Annotated in this window: 17 protein-coding genes and 1 pseudogene; 6 read left to right on the top strand and 12 right to left on the bottom strand. The window is 64.7% G+C overall.

Annotation, left to right across the window (positions count from 1 at the left end; genetic code table 11):
- Positions 1-136 precede the first annotated feature (136 nt).
- The 3 genes from ATB98_RS05650 to ATB98_RS05640 all read left to right on the top strand — a co-directional run bounded on the left by ATB98_RS05650 (position 137) and on the right by ATB98_RS05640 (position 3,363).
- Complete coding sequence (locus ATB98_RS05650) at positions 137-1,627, top strand: YcjX family GTP-binding protein (RefSeq protein ID WP_066870312.1); 1,491 nt, start codon at positions 137-139, stop codon at positions 1,625-1,627.
- Positions 1,624-2,703: a YcjF family protein gene (locus ATB98_RS05645; RefSeq protein ID WP_066870308.1), complete on the top strand. Its 1,080-nt coding sequence runs from the start codon at positions 1,624-1,626 to the stop codon at positions 2,701-2,703. Before ATB98_RS05650 ends, ATB98_RS05645 begins: the two co-directional genes overlap by 4 nt.
- A 108-nt stretch (positions 2,704-2,811) precedes the next feature.
- Entirely contained in the window at positions 2,812-3,363 is a 552-nt protein-coding gene (locus ATB98_RS05640; protein ID WP_066870305.1) for a hypothetical protein, read from the top strand.
- A 73-nt stretch (positions 3,364-3,436) separates the two neighbouring features.
- On the opposite strand, the gene folK is transcribed toward ATB98_RS05640, so the two are convergent.
- The 3 genes from folK to folP are packed head-to-tail and all read right to left on the bottom strand — an operon-like array spanning position 3,437 to position 5,185.
- The gene (gene folK, locus ATB98_RS05635) at positions 3,437-3,961 is read right to left on the bottom strand and encodes a 2-amino-4-hydroxy-6-hydroxymethyldihydropteridine diphosphokinase (protein ID WP_066870302.1); all 525 of its coding nucleotides are present in this window, start codon (positions 3,959-3,961) and stop codon (positions 3,437-3,439) included.
- On the bottom strand, positions 3,948-4,319 hold the full coding sequence (folB, locus tag ATB98_RS05630) for a dihydroneopterin aldolase (RefSeq protein ID WP_066870299.1): 372 nt from the start codon (positions 4,317-4,319) through the stop codon (positions 3,948-3,950). Before folB ends, folK begins: the two co-directional genes overlap by 14 nt.
- A complete protein-coding gene (folP, locus tag ATB98_RS05625; RefSeq protein ID WP_066870493.1) occupies positions 4,316-5,185 on the bottom strand; it encodes a dihydropteroate synthase in 870 nt (289 codons plus the stop codon). The genes folB and folP overlap by 4 nt, the downstream gene beginning before the upstream one ends.
- A gap of 178 nt (positions 5,186-5,363) precedes the next feature.
- Between folP and ATB98_RS05620 the strand changes: the two genes are divergently transcribed.
- Positions 5,364-5,993, top strand: a complete 630-nt coding sequence (locus ATB98_RS05620) for a DUF922 domain-containing Zn-dependent protease (RefSeq protein ID WP_066870296.1) — start codon at positions 5,364-5,366, stop codon at positions 5,991-5,993.
- Positions 5,994-6,515: 522 nt separating this feature from the next.
- Here the strand turns inward: ATB98_RS05620 and ATB98_RS05615 are convergent.
- Complete coding sequence (locus ATB98_RS05615; protein WP_066870293.1) at positions 6,516-6,836, bottom strand: 2Fe-2S iron-sulfur cluster-binding protein; 321 nt, start codon at positions 6,834-6,836, stop codon at positions 6,516-6,518.
- Positions 6,837-7,018: 182 nt separating this feature from the next.
- Positions 7,019-7,387, bottom strand: a complete 369-nt coding sequence (locus ATB98_RS05610) for a transcriptional regulator (RefSeq protein WP_066870290.1) — start codon at positions 7,385-7,387, stop codon at positions 7,019-7,021.
- Between the two features lie 501 nt (positions 7,388-7,888).
- Between ATB98_RS05610 and ATB98_RS05605 the strand changes: the two genes are divergently transcribed.
- Together ATB98_RS05605 and ATB98_RS05600 are read left to right on the top strand one after the other, a co-directional pair.
- Entirely contained in the window at positions 7,889-14,167 is a 6,279-nt protein-coding gene (locus ATB98_RS05605; RefSeq protein ID WP_066870287.1) for an apolipoprotein A-IV repeat region-like domain-containing protein, read from the top strand.
- Between the two features lie 261 nt (positions 14,168-14,428).
- The gene (locus ATB98_RS05600; protein ID WP_066870284.1) at positions 14,429-14,851 is read left to right on the top strand and encodes a VOC family protein; all 423 of its coding nucleotides are present in this window, start codon (positions 14,429-14,431) and stop codon (positions 14,849-14,851) included.
- A gap of 109 nt (positions 14,852-14,960) precedes the next feature.
- Here ATB98_RS05600 and ATB98_RS28765 read toward each other — a convergent pair.
- The 7 genes and pseudogenes from ATB98_RS28765 to ATB98_RS29755 form a co-directional block, all read right to left on the bottom strand.
- Positions 14,961-15,123: pseudogene (locus ATB98_RS28765) on the bottom strand (transposase); the annotation flags it as partial.
- A 134-nt stretch (positions 15,124-15,257) separates the two neighbouring features.
- Entirely contained in the window at positions 15,258-16,130 is an 873-nt protein-coding gene (locus ATB98_RS05595; RefSeq protein ID WP_066870281.1) for a cytochrome c1, read from the bottom strand.
- A gap of 32 nt (positions 16,131-16,162) precedes the next feature.
- Positions 16,163-17,443, bottom strand: a complete 1,281-nt coding sequence (locus tag ATB98_RS05590) for a cytochrome b (RefSeq protein WP_066870278.1) — start codon at positions 17,441-17,443, stop codon at positions 16,163-16,165.
- Positions 17,444-17,457: 14 nt separating this feature from the next.
- Positions 17,458-18,036 carry a ubiquinol-cytochrome c reductase iron-sulfur subunit gene (petA, locus tag ATB98_RS05585; RefSeq protein WP_084435314.1) on the bottom strand — a complete coding sequence of 193 codons (579 nt, stop codon included), beginning with the start codon at positions 18,034-18,036 and terminating at the stop codon, positions 17,458-17,460.
- A gap of 315 nt (positions 18,037-18,351) precedes the next feature.
- A complete protein-coding gene (locus tag ATB98_RS05580) occupies positions 18,352-20,217 on the bottom strand; it encodes an ABC transporter ATP-binding protein (RefSeq protein WP_066870272.1) in 1,866 nt (621 codons plus the stop codon).
- A gap of 112 nt (positions 20,218-20,329) precedes the next feature.
- Positions 20,330-22,183, bottom strand: coding sequence for an ABC transporter ATP-binding protein (locus tag ATB98_RS05575; RefSeq protein ID WP_066870269.1), 1,854 nt, complete (start codon positions 22,181-22,183; stop codon positions 20,330-20,332).
- Between the two features lie 98 nt (positions 22,184-22,281).
- The coding region (locus ATB98_RS29755; protein WP_210178132.1) for a hypothetical protein at positions 22,282-22,726 on the bottom strand (445 nt) is incomplete at its 5' end.

The following is a 22,726-nucleotide window of genomic DNA, read 5'->3' as shown; positions in this document are numbered from 1 at the left end:
TTGCGTCGACGGAAACAATCCCTATATCGCGCTCAAGCAATGTGGATGGCATAGCTCCTAAAGACACGTCTTTTCGGACGCCGAGGGTCGGCAATGACGCTACACCGCTGAATCATTCCCGAAGGAACGAGAACACTTGGCGCCCATTCTGACCAGCCTCAAAGACGACGCGCTGATCGCGCTGGACAATCTCGCCGATCGCGCCGCCGGGCTCGTCAATCCCACCATCAGGCTCGGCGTCACCGGCCTTTCCCGCGCCGGCAAGACCGTGTTCATCTCCTCGCTCGTGCACAATCTTATGAACGGCGGCCGCCTGCCATTGTTCGAGCCGGTTCGCTCCGGCCGCGTTTCCAGGATCCGGCTCGAACCGCAGCCCGACGATGCCGTGCCGCGCTTCCAGTACGAAGATCATATCGCCGCCCTCGTCCGCGACCGCGCCTGGCCGGAGTCTACCCGGGCGATTTCGCAGTTGCGCATCACGCTCGACTACGAAAGTGCGAGCGGCTGGGGCAGGTTGTTCTCCTCCGGGCGCTTGTCGGTCGACATCGTCGACTATCCGGGCGAATGGCTGCTCGACCTGCCGCTGCTCGCCCAGGATTTCCACCAGTTCAGCGACGCGACCGTTCGGCGTGCGCGTGAAGGGACCCGGGCCGCGCTCTCGCGCGACTGGCTTGACCTGGCCGCCTCGATCGGAGCGGAGGCGGTGGCGGATGAAGGCAGCGCACGCCGCCTCGCCGAGAGCTTCACCGCCTATCTCAAGGCCTGCAAGGAGGACCACCGCTCGCTGTCGACGCTGCCGCCGGGCCGATTTCTGATGCCGGGCGACCTCGAAGGTTCGCCGGCGCTCACCTTCTCGCCGCTGCCGGGCCTGCCCGCCGGGCGGGCGCCGAAGGGGTCGCTCTGGGCGATGATGGAGCGGCGATACGAGGCCTATAAGACGCATGTGGTGAAGCCGTTCTTCCGCGAGCATTTCGCCCGCCTCGACCGCCAGATCGTCCTCGTCGACGCGCTCCAGGCGATCAATCGCGGGCCAGAGGCGCTGAAGGATCTGGAGCAGGCGCTCGCCGACGTGCTCGCCTGCTTTCGCCCCGGCGTCAATTCCTGGCTCTCCTCCCTGCTCACGCGCCGCATCGACAAGGTGCTCATCGCCGCCACGAAGGCCGATCACCTGCATCACGAAAGCCATGATCGGCTCGAGCGCATCGCCGCACGCCTCGTCGGCCGCGCGACCGAACGGATCGGGATGAGCGGCGCCGGCCTCGAAGTCATGGCGCTCGCCTCGGTGAGGGCGACGCGAGAGGCGACGGTCAATCATGACGGCCATCGCCTGCCGGTGATTGTCGGCACGCCGATCACCGGCGAGAAGATCAATGGCGAGGTCTTCGATGGCGAACGGAAAACAGCGATATTCCCCGGTGACTTGCCGGAAGAACCTGAAGTGCTTTTTGAGCCTGTCGACACAGATACCCGGGCGATCGCCGCAGGAACTGCGGCAATGCCGGACATCAACTTCGTCCGCTTCCGGCCACCGCACCTCGAAGAGACGCGCGGCGGCCTGAAGCTTTCCGTCCCGCATATCCGGCTCGACCGGGCCATGCAGTTCCTGCTCGGAGATCGCCTGGCATGAATGATGAGTTCAAGGACCGCCGGCGCAAGCCGGCCGCCTTTCCCGTCGAACCCGAAGCGCGCACCGAACGGCCCGAGCAACAGCCGCGACGCGCACCGGCAAGCTTCGGCGACAGGGTGGTGATGACGGCCGATGCGGACGACCCGTTCATCGAGACGACAGCGGCGATCGACGCGCTCAAGGCGCCGGAGGCCCACCCACGGCGCCGGCGCCTCTCCTTCGGCAAGGTGGCCGCGGGCGCATTCGGGATCCTGTTGTCGCTGGCGATCGGGCTCTGGATCGATCGCCTCGTTCGCGACCTCTTTTCGCGCGCCGATTGGCTCGGCTACGCGGCGATCGGGGTCGTGGCGATCGGGGCCCTCGCCTTCCTCGTCGTGGTCGCCCGTGAACTCTCCGGGCTCATGCAACTGACGGCGATACAAGAGCTCAAGGCCGATGTCGCCTTAGCCGCCGGTACGGGAAAGACCAAGGCCGCACGCGCCGCGACGGCGAGGCTCGTGCACCTGCTCGCCGCCAATCCCCGCACCGCCAGGGGCCGCGCGCGTCTTGCCGAAACGGAGGAGGAGATCATCGATGCTCCGCATCTCGTCGAGTTGGCCGAGCGTGAACTGCTGATGCCGCTCGACCGCGAGGCGCGCCGGATCATCCTTGCCGCATCCAAGCGCGTATCCGTCGTCACCGCCGTCAGCCCGCGCGCGCTCGTCGATCTCGGCTACGTCCTTTACGAGTCTGCGCGCATGATCCGGGCGATGGCCGAACTTTACGGCGGCCGCCCCGGCACGCTCGGCCTCCTGCGGCTGATGCGGGACGTCATCGCGCATCTGGCGGTCACCGGCTCCATCGCCGTCGGCGACAGCCTCGTCCAGCAGATCCTCGGCCACGGTCTCGCGTCCAAGCTTTCGGCCCGGCTTGGCGAAGGCGTGATCAACGGCCTGATGACCGCGCGCATCGGAATCGCGGCGATGGATCTCTGCCGGCCCATGCCGTTCCGGGCGCTGAAGCGCCCCGGCATCGGCGATTTCCTTGCCGATCTGGCGCCGGGCGCAGCGCGAGCGGAAACGTCGCGCGAGGGCTGAACGGTGCTTTCCGCCGGGCCGTATATGAGCGATGATGAAACCCTCCATTAACCATTTTCGCGCAAATGTGATTACCAGATTTGCACATAGACCCATCGAGGATCGTTCATGTTCTCGCGCCCATCTTTGATCGCTCGCGGCCTTGCCGCTGTCGCGCTCGTCGCCACCGCCGGCCTTGCGACGCCGGCATCCTCGGGGGCGCGCGACAAGGCCTTCTTCGAAAGGGTAGCAGGCCAATGGAAGGGTCCGGGCGAAATCGTCGCCGGCAAGTACAAGGGCACGAAGTTCACCTGCGACCTCACCGGCGTGCCGACGCCGGGCGACGGCGCCGGGCTGAAGCTCGACGGCTTCTGCCGGGTCGGCGTGTTCAAGCAGCCGATGTCCGCAACGATCACGCAGAAGGGCAACAGCTATACCGGAAAGTTTCTCGATGGTGCCGACGGCAAAGGGCTCAACGTCGTGTCCGGCAATGTCGCCAAGGACAAGGTGGTCGTCGGCATCAACCGCAAGCAGCTCAACGGCGCAATGATCGCCCGCCTTCAGGACGAGGGAACCATGAACATCACGATCTCGGTGAAGGTCGAGGAAACCATGGTTCCGGTCATCGGCGTCAGCCTCAACCGGCAGACGGACAGCATCACGGTCGGCTCGATCAAGTAAAGGCCTTTGTAAGCCAACCGAATAGAAGCCCGGCCGAATGCCGGGCTTTTGTGTCTGGAAGAACGACCGCCTTTCAGTGCCGCGCGCGCCACCAGCCGACGTCTTCGTCGGCGACCTCGATTCCGGTGCGGTCTGCGTCCCGCAGCCATTCGCTCACCGTCCTGCCCTCGACACGCAGATCCGGCGCGAAATCGGCAAGCGGCATCAGCACGAAGCCGCGCTCCGTCATCCGCGGATGCGGCAATTCCAGCTTTTCGCTCACCCTGTGCAAGCCGTCGAAGGTCAGGACATCGATGTCGATGGTCCGTGGTCCCCAGCGCTCCTTCCGAATGCGCTTCATGGCTTGCTCGATGTCGAGACAGGTATCGAGAAGTGCCTCCGGATCGAGCGTCGTCTCGACTTCGGCGCAGGCATTGAAGAACCAGTCCTGGTCCGTCTTGCCCCAGGGCGGCGTGCGGTAAAGCCGCGAAACCGCAACGACCCGGCAATCCGGACGTGCGTCAAGCGCCTGCAGGGCTTCGGCCATCGCCCGGCGCGGATCGCCGAGATTGCCGCCGAGACCGAGCGTCGCGCGCCGGGGGCCTTTATTCGACGACATGCTCGACCGTGACTTCCACGTAATCGAGGACGCCGGGCACCGGCGCATTCGGCTTGCGGATCGAGACTTTCGCCCGCCGGACCTGGCGGAAGCGCGCGCAAAGCGTTTTTGCGACCTCCAGCGCCAGCGCCTCGATCAGATACCGCCGCCGTCCGGTGATGATCCTCTCGATCTCGGCGAAGGCGATGCCGTAGTGCACGGTGTCGTCAATGCAGTCCCCGACGAGTGCCGTCCCCTGCTCCACCTCGAGTTCCGCATCGACGAAGAAGCGCTGGCCGAGGAACTCCTCCTCGTCGAGCACGCCGTGGCGGGCAAAGAACGCGCAGTTTTTCAGGGTGATGATATAGGTCGCAGTCATGGCTTCGTGTCCCGTCGGCTGTTCTTCGCGGCCAGCATAGCATCGGCCATCGCCAACGCATCCCTGTTGATTGCGACATCGTGTACGCGAAATATCGCAGCGCCGGCGACCCTCAGGAGTGCGGTCGTCGCGGCCGTGGCGACGTCGCGCGCCTGCGGTTCGCGCCCCGTCACGGCGCCGACGAAGCGCTTGCGCGACGTCCCGACGAGGAACGGCCGCGCCAGGCGATGCAATTCCTCGAAGCGGGCAACCAATGCCAGGTTCTCGTCGGTGTCCTTGGCGAAGCCGAAGCCGGGATCGAGCACGATCTGCTCCCGCCTGACGCCCGCCTCCGCGGCGATCTGCAGCGAGCGGCCGAGGAAATGAAACTGGTCCTCGACGACGTCCTCGACTTTCTGGCGATCGCGCCCCGTATGCATGATGCAGAGGCCGGCCCCGGTCTCGGCCGCCACGGCCGCAATTGCCGGCTCGCGCTGCAGCCCATGCACGTCATTGACGATATGGGCGCCGGCGTTCACCGCAAGCCGGGCGGTCTCGGCGCGATAGGTATCGACGGAGATGATCGCCTGCGTCTGCCGCGCGAGCGCCGCGATGACGGGGAGGATGCGAGCCTGTTCTTCCTCCGCGTTCACCGGCTCGGCGTCCGGCCGCGTGGATTCGCCGCCGATATCGAGGATGTCGGCCCCTTCCTCGATCGCACCCAAGGCCGCAGCGACGGCCGCATCCGCATCGGCGAAACGTCCTCCGTCGGAGAAGGAATCCGGCGTGACGTTGATGATCGCCATCAAAAGGCCACGCGGGCCGAGTTCGAGACTGCGCCCGTGTCCCAATTGCCAACGGAAGGGCTGAAATGGAGTGTATGTCATGGTCTTCCGATCCGTGAGTGTCCAGAAGGCGCCGGCAATCACGTTTCAAAATAACGTGTTAGCGCATCTTCCTTTTGTATCCCGCAAATTGTCGGCATGGCCGCGGCCGATTTGTGTTGCGCTGGCGTCGGCTATGCCCCAAGCTTGAACAAAGTTCAATCGACGAGAACATGCCTCCATGTGCCGAGTACACGCTTCGCTAAGAGCCGCCCTGGTTGCCTTGCTGGTCGGCGTCCCGCTCGGCGGCGCCTCGGGCGAAACCCTTATCAGCAAGAGCGTATCCTATTTTTCCGTCGGCGGACGCACCGCCGCTGAACTCGACAAGGCGCTGTCGACCGCTGGCCCCTTGATGAAGAGCACGGGAGCGCGCCATCCCGGCGCGACGCGGATCAAGTTCGGCGGCACGGTCACCTATGTCAGCCGCAGTGGACAATGTGCGGTCGGCTCGGCGCGCGTCACGCTCAATACCCGCATCATCCTGCCGCGCTGGAAGTACCGCAAGCAGGCGGGGCGCGACCTCGCCCTGGTCTGGGACACGCTCGCAAGCGACATAAAGCGTCACGAGGAACGTCACGCGGAGATCGCCCGCATCCATGCGCGCCAGATGGAAAAAGCGCTTCTCGATTTGCGGCCCGAAAATGATTGCGATCGCATGCAGGCCCGGGTCGCGGAGGTGAGCGCCGCGGAGGTCGCAAGCCACGACAAGGATCAGGCGCGTTTCGACCGCACGGAAGCCGCGAACTTCGACCGTCGCATGATCCGATTGCTCCAATACCGCCTCGATGGCCTGAAGAAGGGCGCTCGCTGAACCGCGCCACATAGCCCCTGCCCATTATGGCCCCTGCCCATTCCTCACGCAGAACGCCGTCGGCGGCGCGTGCGCATCACGAGCGCGGCCGACAGCGTCGCCTCAAGAAGTGCGTGGTTCACACCTTCGCCTTCCAAGAAAAACTCGGAAACCCACAGTATTTTATTGGCTGAATCTTATGATAGCGGCCGGTGTGCGACTCAGCTATATTGAAATCATGAAACGAGCAGAGGAATAAAAGTTCAACTGCTCGATGCAGTCGACGTTGAATTGCGGAACAAGACTGAGACCTTGCGTTTTGAGGTCGGCCTGCTTGAGTTTGGCTTCATTGCTTTCCGGATACTGAAGCAATAACCGGATGATGAAGCAGCATGGGTTCTCCTGGCGTGTCCTGGTGCAGCAGATGTTCCCTCCCTCATCTGTGTGCGATGCGCCCTCCTAGCCTCGCTCGTCGACCGACCGGCGAGGCTTTTTTTGTCAGGCAGGCGAGCGCTAGGAAAGTCGGAACGTGACCCGCGAGGTTCAGGCCTGGCGTTCGGGAACGTGAACGACCAGCCCGTCCAGGGCTTCGCTCATCTTGATCTGGCAGGACAGCCGCGAGGTCGGTCGCACGTCATAGGCGAAATCCAGCATGTCCTCTTCCATCGCCTCCGGAGCGCCGACCTGGGCCGCCCAGGCCTCGTCGACATAGACATGACAGGTCGCACAAGCGCAGGCGCCGCCGCATTCCGCCTCGATCCCGGGGACCGAATTGCGGATCGCGTTCTCCATGACCGTGGTGCCATCCTCGACGTCGAGTTCGTGGCGCGTGCCGTCAAAGGCGACGATCGTAAGTTTTGTCATTTTTCTTTCCGGAACGAATTGATGGGAACGGCCGGCCGGCGCAGGATCCTGCTGGAGAGGCGCGCCGCGGCGTTGAATTCAGGCACCGTTCTTCCAACAAATCCGCCGACCAGTCAACATGAAGGCCCACCGCCCGAGCTGGCAGCCGTGTGCCAGTAGGGCCCTGCCCGACGAAGCTGAAGTCAACGGCAAAGCTTGAGGATGAAGAGTTCGGCCTCCAGAACGGCTGCGGCCAGTCCGTTCAGCCGCATCGCATCTCCCGGCTGCTCTTCGACCGCGGCCGCAGCATCGGCGACGCAAGTCGCACCGACCGCGAGAGCGGCGCCCTTCAGCCGGTGCGCCGCCTGGCCACGGCGGTCGGTATCGCCATTCGTCATCTCGGCCATCGCCAGACGCGCCTGCCGCGCGAAGAGCCGGAGCACCTCCGCCTCGAGGCTTTGGTCTCCCATCGTCTGGTTGGCGAGATGCGCGAGATCGATCGGCTTCCGTGACTGAGCCGAAACGCTTCCAGGGCTATCGGGTGCCTCGAAGGCCATCATGAGTGCCGCCATGGGCTCGCTCCTGTGATCCCGTGTCGATCGTCCGATCGCACCGTTTTCAGACAGGCATCATCGGCGGATGGCGCTTCGCATCCGCTTAAAGCGCCACGCAATGACGACAGAAATTTGGAGAAATGGTTAACGGTCATTAAACGGGCTGATTTCCTTGCCTTTTCGGGCCGGAAGGCGCTGCTGCCGTTAAGAATTCGTTAGGATTTTAGCGAATGCGGATTGCTCTTAATTGTAAGAACCTGGCTAATGTGTCACTACGATACGATTAGGAGCAGGCCTGCATATGAAAATGGCAACTGTTCTGGTGGATAAGCTGCGCGCACGGTGTCGCAAGGTGCAGGCAAGGGCTATCCATCGAGGCGATACAATGGGTGACCGGTCGGGTTGGCGCGATTTTCATGCGCGCACCCTGCGGCCACCGACCCGTCTAGGATGTCTCGCGGCGCTTTGCGGTGCCGGCAAGGCAGCCATCGGCCGGCAATAGTAGTGAGGCGTATCCTTATGGCGACGAAGAAGAGCAACGAGTCGATAGACGAAAAGGCATTTCAGGCGCTGGAAGCAGCCCTGAAGATCGACTTTGACGACTTGAAGTCGGCCCTGGACGACAAGACTTCTCTGGACGAGCCCGAGGAAAAGGCGTCGGCGCCGAAGAGGCAGACCGGCGCAGCGGATCAGGCGCGCGCCACGAAAGCGCCGCAAGAAGCGCCAAGGCCGGCGCGGACGGTGGAAGCGCCGCGCAACCTCGCCCCGGAACCCGCGCCGAAGCAGCCCCCGCTTGCGCCTGCCAACGACGATACGCGCAGATCGCCTGCCGCCATGCTTCGCGCGCTCGAAGTCCGCTCCAGCCGGGCGGCGATCCGCGTCGCCGCGCTCGTGTCGCTGGCCTGGACGGCAGCCGGCATCGGTGTCGCCCATCTCCTCTACGCGCCGCAGCTCTGGCAGATCCGCTCTCTCGGTGACCTCGCGGCCATGCCTGGCGCCATCGGCATCCTGATCGGCATCGCCCTGCCCGTCATGCTCTTCTTCTCCTTCGCCATCATGATCGCGAGGGCGCAGGAATTGCGCAATGCGGCGCGCTCGATGGCTGAGGTCGCCTTGCGGCTGGCGGAACCGGAAACGACCGCCGCGGACCGGGTGATGACGGTCGGCCAGGCGGTCCGGCGCGAAGTCTCGGCGATGAACGAGGGCATCGAACGCACCATCGCCCGGGCAACGGAGCTCGAAGCGCTCGTTCATTCCGAAGTCAGCGCGCTTGAACGCAGCTACAGCGAAAACGAATTGCGCGTCCGCACGCTCGTCCAGGAACTCGGGCTCGAGCGCGAGGCGATCATCGGCCATTCGGAACGAATCCGCTCGGCAATCGCCGGAGCGCACGGCAAGCTGAAGGATGATCTGGAGCTCGCCAGCGAAGACATCGCTTCGCGCATCGCGCTCTCCGGCGAAGCCTTCGCGTCGCTGATCGATACGCGCGCGGCTGCGCTTTCGGAGAAATCCGGCCATGCGCTTGAGACGCTGGGCACGATGCTGTCCACGCGGACCGACGCGCTGCTTTCCGGCCTGTCGAGCGCAAGCACGGCCCTCAGCAACGAATTCGATGCGCGCCTCGACGCAGTCAGCGAGAACCTGACGAAGCGCGGTGAGCAATTGCTCAGCCAGTTCGAGACCCGCGCCTCGACGCTCGACGCCAACACCGAGAAACTCAACGCCGCTCTCAACGAGCGCGCACGCCAGCTCAACGAGACACTGATCGCCCGCACGCGTGACCTCAACGAGAGCCTGCATGTCGGCCAGCAGGCGATCACCGGCGGCCTCGACGAGATGCTCGCAACGCTCAACGCCGCTCTCGACGAGAAGGGCGCGAGCTTCCGCCAGAGCCTCAAGTCGAGTGCGGACGACGCGATCATGGATCTCGATCTGCGCGGCGGCTTCTTCGAAGAGAAGCTGCAGACGACCGTCGGCCAGCTGGCGACGGCTTTCGACGAGCGCTTCCAGGAATTCGCAAGCGCCTTCGACAAGCGGGCAAGCCAGCTCGACACCAAACTGATGGAGAGCCTCCATCGGATCAACGAGACCGTGTCCGGCGGCTCCGAGGCGATCGGCAGCGCGCTCGACAGCAGCGTCGAAAAGATCGGCTCGGCGCTTTCCGATCAGTCGCTGACCCTGGCAACCGCCCTCGGCGCAACCCAGGACTTCATCGAGGAAACGATCGGCAGCCGCACGAGCGAGCTCGGCAACCTCATCGGCAGTGCCCACAGCCGAATCGATGACGTGCTCACGGAGAAGACAACGTCCCTGATGGGGGCCCTGACGCAGGCGCAGGATCGGATCGAGAACGGTTTCGGCCAGCGCGCCGATCAGCTCGCCACTGCCCTTGCGACCAGCGAGCAGCGCCTGACCGAGGGGCTGGATTCGCGTACATCCGCCTTCATCGACGGCCTGCAATCGGCCCATGAGCGCATCGAGCAGACGCTCACCGGCTCGACCGACGAGATCACCAGCGCCATCGCCGCGAGCCAGCATCGCCTCGACAACACGCTTTCGGAGCGTACCGCCGCGATCTCGACGGCCCTTGCCACCGGCACGAGCCTGATCGAAGACACCCTCGGCGGCACCACGGAGCGGCTGGAGCGCGTCCTTTCCGAGCGCGGCCAGGCGATCTCCGACGCGCTCTCCAGCCAGACCTCGGCGCTTGACGGCGTTCTGTCGCAGCGCGGCCAGGCGATTACCGATGCGCTCGCCGGCCAGACGTCGGCACTCGACGGCGTGCTTTCCGAGCGCGCCGCCGAGATCAACTCGACCATGTCGGCGCGCGCCAACGAAATGGCGGACACGCTCAGCCGCCATGCCGAGGATGTCGCCGACAACCTGACGTTCCGCGCCATGGCCGTTGCCGAGACCATGACCGATCGCGTCGGCGAGATCGAGAACCGGCTCTCGCAAAGCGTGTCGGAGGTTGCCGAGAACCTCGGCGGCCGCGTCAGCCAGATCGCCGATACCCTGACCGACACGAGCGCCCGCATCGCCGAGGACCTGAGCACGCGCGTCGGCAAGATTTCCGACGCCCTGACGGGCACCAGCGCGGAAATCGCCGAGGCGCTCACCGCCCGCACCTCCGAAGCAACCGCTTCCCTCGCCGGCAAGGCGGCCGAAATCGAACAGACGCTGTCCGGCAGGGCCGACCACCTGCGCGAAACGCTGACCTCGACCCACGAGCAGATCCGCTCGACGCTCGACGACCGCATCAACGCGATCAACCTCGCCGTCGGCCAGGGCCGGGAGCAACTGGAAGAGCTGCTGTCCGACCAGTCGATGGCCATCGCGACGACCCTCGCCACCAGCGCAAGCATGCTGGAAATGTCGCTCGAAGAGCGCCAGGCATCGATCGCCGGCATCGTCGACCGCAGCGCCAGCGCGTTCGATGCGCTGACCGCGCGCACCTCCGAGGCGACCGCATCGCTTGCCGACAAGGCCGCCGAGATCGAGAAGACGCTCTCCGGCCGGGCCGAGCACCTGCGTGAAACGCTGGCCGCGACGCACGAGCAGTTCCGCTCGACCATCGACGACCGGATCCAGGCGATCAACCTCGCCGTCGGCGACGGCCGGGAACGGCTGGAGGAGCTCCTGTCCGACCAGTCGATGGCCATCGCGACGAGCGTTGTGACCAGTGCAAGCATGCTGGAAATGTCGCTCGATGAGCGCCAGGCGTCGATCGCAGCCGCGATCGACCGGGGTGCGGAGGCGCTCGATGCGCGCATGCGCTCGACGACGGGCAACATTGCCGAGCAACTCGCCGAGACGGCCGACCAGATCAGCCTCGCGGCCGACACGCTCACCAACCGCGTCGACCTGTCGGTCAACAGCATCAACAGCCGCCTCGACGAAACCGGTGCCCGGATCGAATCGAGCCTCGGTTCGCTCGAGGACCGTGTCCGCGGCAGCGTCGGCACGGTCAGCACCGTCATCGATGATACCAGCGCCCGGATCGAGACGACGCTCGGCTCGCTGGAGGACCGCATCCGCGGCAGCGTCGGCAGCGTCAACGCCATCGTCGACAATGCCGGCCAGCGGATCGCCGACAGCCTTGGCGAGCGCGTGGGCGAGATCGACCGGCTGAGCGAAACGGCAGCCGCCCGCATCTCGACCGCCCTCGAGGCTGGCGCCGGCCGCATCGAAGAGCGCCTCGGCACGATGGACCGCGCCCTCAATATCGGCCTCGACAACGTCAACCGGACGATCGAGGGCAAGGCAGCGGCGCTCGTCACCAGCCTGCGCGGTGCCGTCAGCGATGCCGCCCAGGAGATCGATGCGGAAGCGGCGAAATCGGCGGACCTCCTCTCCAAGGCGGGCACCGAATTCGCCGATGCGCTTGCCGCCCGCAATGCCGAATTCGCGGCCTCGATCGAAGAGACGGCATCGGCGGCGGCCGCGCGCCATGCCGATCTCGCCCGCTCGGTCGCCGACGCAACGGACACGGCGACCGCCCGCCTCGCCTCGACACACAGCCGGATCGCCACCCATACCGAGAGCATCCAGCAGAGCCTGACGGATGCGGAAAAGGCGCTCGACGCGCGCGGCCAGTCGATCCGCAGCGTGCTCGATGAAAGCACGCGCGAGCTCAACTCGATGCTCGCCGGGCGTTCCCTTGAGCTGTCGCGTCTCATCGACGAGCAGGCACGCCCGGTCATCGAGCAATATGCGGCCACCGGCAAGGAAGCGGCCGAGCGCATCGCCGCCCTCACGCAGGAAAGCGCCGACCGCCTGCGTGCCGAAAACGCCGCGCTCGTCAACGCCATCACGGAGCGGACGGGCGAGACGCTGAACGCCATCTCGCTGCGGGCGGAGGAAACGGCCAAGGCCATGAAGATGGTCGAGAACAGGCTGCAGTCGACCGCGATGGGCCTGATCGACCAGCTCGCCGCAAGCAACTCGGCGATCGCCAACGTCATCGATCAGGCGAGCGGCAACCTCGGCGACATGGACCAGCGCCTCGAAGCGACGGCGGCCAAGGTCTCCGAAACCGCGCGCCATGCCTCCGACATGCTCTCCTCCTCCACCCGCCTCATCGAGGGCAAGGTCGACAAGCTCTCCGACATCGCCGGCTCGACGCTCTCCCAGATCGGAGGAATCGTCGGCCGCTTCGAGGATCATTCAAAGGTTCTTGGGCAAGCCTCGAACCTCCTGGCGGCCGCACAGTCGAACCTCGTCAGCACGCTCGAGGAGCGCCAGGATGCTCTGAGGACGCTTTCCGTCGGCCTCGTCCAGCGCTCGGAGGAAATCGAAAAGACGATGCGGGCGCTCGAAGGCTTCGTCGACGGCGCGTTCCAGCGCGCCGAGGAGCGCTCAGGCCAGGTCGCCGGCAACCTGCGCAGCGGCATCCAATCCTCCTTCGCCGATGTCGGCCGCCTGCTTTCGAGCACCGAGCAGCGTGCGTCGGAAGCGGCGGAGGCCATGCGCACCGCGCTCGCGAAGGCGGGCGACGAGGCCGCCAACTCGGTCGAGGGCGTCTTCTCGCGTGCCGAGGAACGGTCGCGCCAGATCGCCGACACGCTGCGCTCCGGCGTCGAGACCTCCTTCGCCGACGTCAACCAGACGCTGTCGCAGGTCGAGGGTCGCGCTCTCAGCGCCTCCGAAGCGCTGCGCCAGGCGATTGCCAAGGCCGGCGAGGAAGCCGGCCAGTCGCTCGAAGGCGCCTTCGCCAGCGCGGAAGAGCGGGCCAAGGACGCCGCATCGCGGCTTCGCGGCAGCATCGGCGCCTCCGTCTCCGATGTCGAGCGCCTGCTGGCCGAAAGCGGCAAGAAATCCGACGGCGTCGCAACGCAGCTGCGCGAAGCCGTCCGTCAGGCGATCGACGAGGCGATCGGCCGGTTCAGCGGCGCGACCGACGACATCCGCCGCTCCGCCGGCGAGATCCGCAAGGAACTCGACATGACCCGCGAGGAGTTGAAGCGGGGCGCCTTCGACCTTCCGGAAGAGGCGAAGGAGAACGCCGCGCTGATGCGCCGCGCCGTCGGCGAACAGATCAAGGCGCTGCAGGAGCTGTCCGAGATCATCGGCAAGTCCTCGACGCAGCTGGAGATCGCCCAGCCGGTTCGCCAGCAGGCGGCCCCCGCCGCGGCCCCTGCAGCCCCGGCACCCCCGGCTCCCCAGGCTCAGGCCGTTCAACAGCCCGCCCCGGCACAACCGGCTGCGCCGCAGCCCGTCGCGCCGCAGCCAACTCCTACGGCCGCCTTGCGCGGTAGCCTCGGCATCGAACAGGCGACGCGTCCGCTGCAGCCCGCCCGGCCGCCGGCGACGGAAGAACGCCCCGAGGAAGGCGGCGGCTGGATGCGCGACCTGCTGCGCGCGGCCTCGCGCGAGGAAGAGCCTTCGGCCGCACGCCCGCGTCCGGCGGAAAGCCAGCCCGTCGCGCGGACCGGGGACAGCCGCAATCCCCGTCACGTGGTCGAGTCGCTGAACTCGCTCTCCGTCGACATCGCCCGGGCGATCGACCACGACGCCTCTGTGGAACTGTGGCGCCGCTACCAGCGCGGCGAGCGCGACGTCTTCACCCGCCGGCTCTACACCCTCAAGGGCCAGCAGACGTTCGACGAGATCAAGCGCAAGTACGACCGCGAACCGGAATTCCGCACCGCCGTCGACCGCTACATCGCCGATTTCGAAAAGCTGCTCGCCGATGTCGCCCGCAATGATCCCGACAAGCGCATCACGCAGACCTACCTGACGTCCGATACGGGCAAGGTCTACACGATGCTCGCCCACGCGGCCGGGCGCTTCAGCTAGAGCATTTTGCAGTCAGGTGGAATCACCTGAGGTCGCACAAGATGCCCCGAACGGCCTCGTCGCAAGACGGGGCCGTTGCCTTTTGCCGGTCAATCATCCGACGCGCTGGAGGTGGAAGCGCGCTCCCTCATCGCTGCGAAATCGGCTCGGCTACAAGCTGAAAAGTGAGGCCGTCCGCGGTAATCTGTTCTCCATGACCTCGTGACGCCGGGCCGCTGAGGCGGCCCGTGCGTTTCGGAACAATGTGCACAGGAGGCGGCGATGAGACCGCGACTGAAAGTGCTCACTCTGGCGGTGGATGACCTCGAGCGGTCCCTCGCCTTTTATCGCGACGGCATGGGCCTGCCGACGAAAGGGATCATCGGACAGGAATTCGAAGACGGCGCCGTCGTCTTCATCCATATGAACGACGCGTTGATATTGGCGCTCTATCCGGCGGCCTCGCTCGCCAAGGACGCAAGGGTGGGCGTGACGCAGCAGCGCCTCGGCGCCGTGTCGATCGGGCACGTCGTCAATTCGAAAGAGGAGGTCGATGCAGTCATGAAGCAGGCGGCGGATGGCGGCGCGGTCGTCACCGATCCGGCGTGCGAGCGCTTCTGGGGCGGCTATTCCGGCTACTTCCATGACCCGGACGGCCATCTTTGGGAAATCGCCTGGAACCCGCAATGGACGGTTCCCGATTGAGGCATTCGGACTGCGGCACAGCGGCACCTAGCCCGCTTTTCTCACAGCGGCTCTGGTCTTGGATTGGCGCTGCGGTCGAGGTCTCGTGGAGCTCGCAGGCGAGGACGCGCGCTGCCGGTGCCGCCGAGGCCTTCGCCACCTTGATGCGCCGGACCGAGACGCGGACCTGCGCGCCGATCTTCAGGAGCTTCAGGCGGATCGTGCCGCAGGTGGCATGGGCAAGCCGGGGTCAGGGCGAGACCGGAGCGGCGCAGGCCGCAGATCAGCACGTAGGGCGGCGCCCTATGCCCCATCCATTGTGTCCTTCTACGCGACCTGGACTCCACGTGGCTACGCACAAAAAAAGGGCCCCGGCAAGAGCCGGGACCCCTCTTCATAACCGATCTGCGGGCGTTACCGCCTCCGATCAATGTTCCTTGTTCGCGTAGACCGACTTCTTCGTCAGATAGATGAGGCCGGTGAAGATGAACAGGAACACCATCACCATGAAGCCGGTGCGCTTGCGGTCCTCGAGGTGCGGCTCGGCGGCCCACATCAGGAACGCTGAAACGTCCTTGGCATACTGGTCGACGGTCTGAGGCGCACCGTCGTCATAGGTGACCTGGTCATCGGAGAGCGGCGGCGCCATCGCCAGCGCCGCGGCGCTTGCGAAAAAGGGATTGTAATGCGTGCCTTCGGCCACCTGGGTGCCTTCCGGCGGTTCCTGGTAGCCGGTCAGAAGCGCGTGGATGTAATCCGGGCCGCCTTCCTGGTAGGGCCAGAAAATGTCGAAGACGAACTGCGGGAAGCCGCGCTCGATACCGCGCGCCTTCGCGATCAGCGAGAAGTCCGGCGGTGCGGCACCATTGTTGGCCGCCGCAGCCGCTTCCTTGTTCGGGAAGGGCGACGGGAAGTGGTCGGACGGAACGGCCTTGCGGCTGAACATCTCGCCATCGGCGTTGGGACCATCCTGAACTTCGTAGTTGGCCGCGAATGCCTTCACCTGGGCCTCGGAGTAACCGAGATCTTCAAGCGTGCGGAATGCGACGAGGTTCATCGAGTGGCAGGCAGAACAGACTTCGGTGTAGACCTTCAGGCCGCGCTGCAATTGCCCCTTGTCGTAGTGGCCGAAGGGACCCGCAAAGGTCCATTCCTGCTGCTCGGGCTTGTGGATCGGGTAGTGAGGCGTGCCGCCGGCGGCGTGCTCCTCCCCGGCCGGCGCCTCTTCGGCGACCGCCGCTCCGAAACCGAGACCGGCGACGACAGCGAGTGACAGAATGCCTGTAACAAGCTTTTTCATTGTTGTGCTTTCCTTATCAATCGCTGTTCCGGTCAGGCGCTTACGGGCTTCGTCTCGACCTTGGCATTCTGCTTTTCCAAAACCGCTTCGGTGATGGAGTTCGGAATGCGCTTCGGCGTCTCGATCAGGCCGAGGAGCGGCATGATGACGAGGAAGAACGCGAAGTAGTAGAGCGTCCCAAGCTGCGACATGACGACGTAGAGGCCTTCCGCCGGACGCGAACCGAGCCACCCGAGCATGATGGCGTTCGCCACGAAGACCCAGAAGAACAGCTTGTACCACGGGCGATAGACGGCGGAGCGGACCTTGGACGTATCGAGCCAGGGCAGGAAGAACAGGATGATGATCGAGCCGAACATCACCAGGACGCCGCCGAGCTTGGAGTCGATCGGGCCGATATTGAAGGTGATGGCGCGCAGCATCGCGTAGAACGGCAGGTAGTACCATTCCGGAACGATATGGGCGGGGGTCTTCAACGCATCGGCCGGAATGTAGTTGTCCGGATGGCCGAGATAGTTCGGCATGTAGAAGACGAACCAGGCATAGACGATGAGGAAGACGGAAACGCCGAGCGCATCCTTCAGGGTCGCATAGGGCGTGAAGGCCACGGTGTCGGTCTTGGACTTCACTTCGACGCCGGTCGGATTGGTCTGGCCGGTGACGTGCAGCGCCCAGATGTGGAGCACGACGACGCCGGCGATCATGAACGGCAGCAGGTAGTGCAGCGAGAAGAAGCGGTTCAGCGTCGGCTGGTCGACGGCAAAGCCGCCGAGCAGGAACAGCTGGATCCACTCACCCACCAGCGGGAAGGCGGAGAAGAAGCCGGTGATAACCGTCGCGCCCCAGAAGGACATCTGCCCCCAGGGCAGCACGTAGCCCATGAAGCCGGTCGCCATCATCAGCAGGTAGATGACGACGCCGAGAATCCAGAGAATTTCGCGCGGCGCCTTGTAGGAGCCGTAGTAGAGACCGCGGGCGATATGCAGGTAAACGGCGATGAAGAAGAACGACGCACCATTGGCGTGCAGGTAGCGCAGCAGCCAGCCGTGGTTGACGTCGCGCATGATCTTTTCGACCGAGTTGAACGCAACGCTGGTGTCGGCGGCATAATGCATCGCGAGCACGATCCCGGTGAGGATCTGCACGATCAGCATCACTGAGAGCATGGCGCCGAAGGTGTAGGCGTAGTTCAGGTTGCGCGGCACCGGATAGGAGACGAACGAGTCGTGAACGAGGCGCGGCAGCGGAAGACGGGAATCAACCCACTTCTCTATGCCTGTCGTTGGCGTGTAGGTTGAATGTTCAGCACTCATTATCAGTAGTCCCCTCAACCGATCTTGATAACTGTGTCGGAAACGAACGTGAAGGTCGGCACGGCGAGGTTTTCCGGTGCCGGACCTTTGCGGATGCGGCCCGCCGTATCGTAGTGCGATCCGTGGCAGGGACAGAACCAGCCACCGAAATCACCGGCCTGGCCGAGCGGAACGCAGCCGAGATGGGTGCAGGAGCCGATCATCACGATCCAGTTCTCCTTGCCCTCGCCGGCGGAGCGATCGAGGTCGGTCGCCTGCGCATCGGTGGCGAGGTTGGCATTGCGCGCGACCGGATCCTTGAGGTCGTCGAGCGGTACGGCCTTGGCCTCTTCGACTTCCTTGTCCGTGCGGTTGCGGATGAAGATCGGCTTGCCGCGCCACTTCGCCGTCAGCGACATGCCAGGCTGCAGGCTCGAGACGTCGACCTCGATCGAAGCGAGCGCGAGCGTCGAGGCGTCCGGGCGCATCTGGTCGATGAACGGCCAGGCTGCCGCGCCGGCGCCGACAACGCCGGCCATGCCGGTGGCCAGGTATAGGAAGTCGCGGCGAGTGGGCTCGCCCATGGTCTCGCTTGAAGTCTCGTGTTCGCTCACGGCTAAAACATCCTCTCACGCAATGTCGCGGAAACCGCATCCGCCCCCGGCGCGCCTCCTGCCCCGTCCCCGAGCCATGGAATCACGCCTTGTCAACACGCTGGCACCCTGCCCGGCCTGCCGAGGCAAGCTCCGGATCGGGCGTCAGAATCCGGGAAATTCTGCACACAGATTCCCCGTCAATCCGGCGCGTTCTATGCTTGATCGCAAATTATGTCCAGCCTTGACAAGGGGTGACGGGCAGATTGTCGCGGGGGAAAGGCGCGGCCAATTGGCACAAGGGCTTGACGCGATCCCGGGGCCTTTTCGGCAGTCCTATTCCGCCGCCTCTTCACGCGCGATGAAGCCGCCCGACTGGCGCGCCCAGAGATCGGCGTAGAGACCGCCGCGTGCGATCAGTTCGGCATGGGTGCCGTCCTCGACGATGCGTCCGCTGTCCATGACCACGAGCCGATCGAGCGCGGCGATGGTCGAGAGCCTGTGGGCGATAGCAAGCACTGTCTTGCCCTGCATCAGGCGCTCGAGGTTGGACTGGATCGCCGCCTCGACCTCCGAATCGAGCGCCGAGGTCGCCTCGTCCAGGACGAGGATCGGCGCATCCTTGAGCATGACGCGCGCGATCGCGATCCTTTGGCGTTGGCCGCCGGAAAGCTTCACGCCGCGCTCGCCGACATGCGCATCGAAGCCCCGGCGGCCGCGCTGGTCCTCGAGGTTGACGATGAAGTCATAGGCTTCCGCCCGGCGGGCCGCTTCGATCAGTTGTTCTTCCGTCGCGCTGGGTCGGCCGAAGAGGATGTTGTCGCGGATCGAGCGATGCAGCAGCGACGTATCCTGGCTGACCATGCCGATCTGCGCCCTCAGCGATTCCTGCCGGACCGCGGCGATATCCTGTCCGTCGATCAGGATCCGCCCGCCTTCGAGGTCGTAGAAGCGCAAGAGCAGGTTGACGAGCGTCGACTTGCCGGCACCGGATCGGCCGACGATGCCGACCTTCTCGCCCGGGCGGATCGTGAGGGAAAAATCGTCGATGACGCCGCCGCCCCGGCCGTAGTGGAACGTCACGTGCTCGAAGCGGATTTCCGGCCGATTGACCTTGAGACCAGACGCGGCCGGCCGATCGACGAGCCCGATCGGCTGCGACACCAGCTCGGCCGAGTTCTGGATCGTACCGATGTTGCGCATGATCGCGTTGAACTGCGACATCATGCGGCCGAGCAGCATGTTGAGACGCAGCACCAGCGCCAGGGTGAAGGCGACGGCACCGGACGTGACCGCCCCGGCAAGCCACAGGTGAACCGAGTAGACGGCGATCACCGTCATCATCAGGCCGGAGAGCAAGGCCAGCGATGCCCTGACAGCCGTCAACAGCCGCGTGAACGGGATCACCGCCCCCTGGAAGCGATCGAAGCCGGCGCGGATATAGCGGTCATTCTCCTCGTCGCTGCCGAAAAGCTTGAGCGTCTGGATGTTCGAATAGGCGTCGACCATGCGGCCGTTGAGCATCGAGGCCATTTCCGCGGTCTCACGGGCATGCCTGCGCACACGCGGCACGAAATAACGGGCGAGCGAGAGGAAAACCGCGATCCAGAATGCCACCATCGCCGCGAGCCGCCAGTCGAGCTGGGCGATCAGCGCCATGGTCGAGGCGGTGTAGATGACGATGAACCACACGACCTGCAGTAGCGAAACGATGAGGTCGCTCGTCGCCTGGGCACCGGACCATACCTTGGTGACGATGCGGCCGGAAAAGTCGTTCTGGAAGAAGGTGAGCGACTGGCGCGCCACGTGAACATAGGCCTGCCAGCGGCAGAGATTGAGGAAGCCGGTGATGATCGCCTGCTCCTCGACGAGCGCCGCGAGCGCCACGGCAAGGAAGCGGAACACCAGCACCGTCAGCAGCATGAAGACGAGTTCCGGACCGTGGGCCGAAATCAGCCCGTTCCAGCCGTCCTCGGGCCTTACCGAATCGAGCACGTCGACGAGCCGGCCGACGAAATAGAAGAGCCCGGCCTCCAGCATCGCGACCAGACCGCCAAGCACCGCCATCGCGAAAAACGGACCCTTCGCCTGGCTGGCATAGAACCAGGCGAAGCCCCAGAGCGACCTCGGCGGCTGCAGCCGGTCGCGCGGCGCGAAGGGGTCGATCCAGTTCTCGAAAATCTTGACGATGGCGATGAGCATTGTTCCGATAATAGGTGGGTGGCGGACGACGGCAATGGGTTTTCGCCGGGACGGCGATTACAAATGCGTAAGGTCTTGTCCCGGCCTCTGACGGAAGTATCGAGACGGCGGACTATTCCGCCGCCTCTTCCTTTTCGACATCGTCGGCGATGAAGCCGCCGGACTGGCGCGACCACAGGTCGGCATAGAGGCCGCCTTTGGCGACGAGTTCGGCATGCGAGCCGGTTTCGACGATCCGGCCGGCCTCGAGGACGACCAGGCGATCCATCTCCGTCAGCGTCGACAGCCGATGGGCGATGGCGATCACCGTCTTGCCGGCCATAAGGGCGAAGAGGTTCTCCTGGATCGCCGCCTCCACTTCCGAATCGAGCGCCGAGGTCGCCTCGTCGAGAATCAGGATCGGCGCGTCCTTCAGGAAGACACGGGCGATCGCGATCCGCTGGCGCTGGCCGCCGGAAAGCTTGACGCCGCGCTCGCCGACCTGGGCGTCGAGTCCTCGCCTGCCGAGATGGTCTTCGAGCGACTGGATGAAGTCCCAGGCATTCGCCTTCTTCGCGGCGGCGATGACATCCGCGTCGCCCCCTTCCGGATGCCCGTAGGCGATGTTGTCGCGAATGGAACGATGCAGGAGCGAGGTGTCTTGCGTGACGACACCGATCTGCGAGCGCAGGCTGTCCTGGGTGACGGCGGAAATGTCCTTGTCGTCTATCCGGATCACGCCCTCCTCGAGGTCGTAGAAACGCAGGAGCAGGTTCATCAGCGTCGTCTTGCCGGCACCGGAACGGCCGACGAGGCCGATCTTCTCGCCGGGGCGGATGTCGAGCGACAGGCGGTCGATGACGCCGTTGGCCTTGCCGTAATGGAAGCGGACATTCTCGAAGCTGATCGCCCCCTTCTCCGCCTTCAGCACGGCTGCACTCGGCCGGTCGACGATATCGTGCGCCTTGGTCATCATGCCCATGCCGTCATAGACCGTGCCGATATTCTCGAACAACGCCGAGACTTCCCACATGATCCATTGCGACATGCCGTTGATGCGCATCGCAAGGCCGATGGCGACGGCGATGGCACCGACCGAGATCGCGCTCGTCAGCCAGAGATAGATCCCGAGCGCGCCGACGGCGAAGAGCGCCAGGCAGTTGTTCGTATAGACGAATACGTGGAACAGCGTGACCCGGCGCATCTGCCGGTAGACGGTCTCGAGGAACTCCTCCATGCCGGCGCGCGCATAGGTCTCCTCGCGCCCCGCATGCGAAAACAGCTTCACCGTCGCGATGTTGGTGTAGCTGTCGACGATGCGCCCGGTCATCATCGACCGCGCATCCGCCTGCTCCTTGGAGATCTTCTGCAGCCGCGGCACGAAATAGGCGACGATCGCAACATAGACGGCGAGCCATATGGCAAGCGGCACGACGAGGCGCCAGTCGGCGGTCGCCACCACGACCAGCATGGTCGTGAAATAACTCACCACATAGACGAAGACGTCGAGGATCTTCATCACCGTTTCGCGCACGGCCAGCGACGTCTGCATGACTTTCGTCGCCACGCGCCCGGCGAATTCATTGGCGAAAAAGGTCATGCTCTGCCTGAGCAGGTAACGGTGCATCTGCCAGCGCGCGATCATCGGGTAATTGCCGAGCAGCACCTGGTGCATCACGAACGAGTCGAGCGCGACCAGACCGGGCAGGCCGATGAGGATCAGCGCCGCCATCCACGCCAGCCTGCCGCCCTCGACCGAGAGAAAGCTCTCGCGATCCGCATTGGACAGCCAGTCGACGACGTTGCCGAGAAACTGGAACAGCGCCACCTCGCCGACGGCGATCAGCATGGTGCAGACGGACATGACCAGAAGCCACGGCGCCGCCGGCCGCGTATAGTGCCAGCAGAAGGCAAAGAGGCCCTTCGGCGGAAGCGTGGGTTCTTCCATCGGATAAGGATTGAGGCGGGATTCAAACCAGCCGAACATTGTCTAGCTCCTTCAGATAGTTTGAAGGAAGGCGGGTCTCCCCGCATTCTTTATCTTTGAAAAAATGCGAATTCCGGAAACGGCGCCGCAAAAGGCGGCTATACCCTCCGGAGAACCGGAGCACGCGTCATTCGATCGGCAGAAGGAGAAGACGCGGAACCGGTCAGGCTACGGCGGGCCAGGCTGCCCATGGGAGGCGTGTCAACATCAGCACTGTCATGCATGCCTCCTTCGGTTCGCGTTGAAGAGGCTTGAGCTTTACCCCTATTCGCGCGCCGTTGCCAGATTGTCGCAGGCATTTTTGTGCCCGTTTGCTTGCCGGCCCGCGGCCTGTTGCCAATACGGCACAGATTAGCGAGGCGAAAACCAGCAAGGCCAAATAGACGACGCCGCGGCAAGGCCGGCGATGGATTGCCGCGCAAATCGGTGTAATAGGCACTGTCGCGCTTCCACCTCCATTTCGCTTTAGCAGGCTGCTGAAAAAGCCCTCTGGCTTTTGGGTTTTTGCCGTGATTCCCTACGGCTGCAACAGAGGGACTGATT

This window comes from Sinorhizobium saheli, assembly GCF_001651875.1.
GTDB classification, from domain to species: domain Bacteria; phylum Pseudomonadota; class Alphaproteobacteria; order Rhizobiales; family Rhizobiaceae; genus Sinorhizobium; species Sinorhizobium saheli.
Note: the sequence above shows the minus strand (reverse complement) of the source record. Positions and strands in the feature narration are given on the sequence as shown.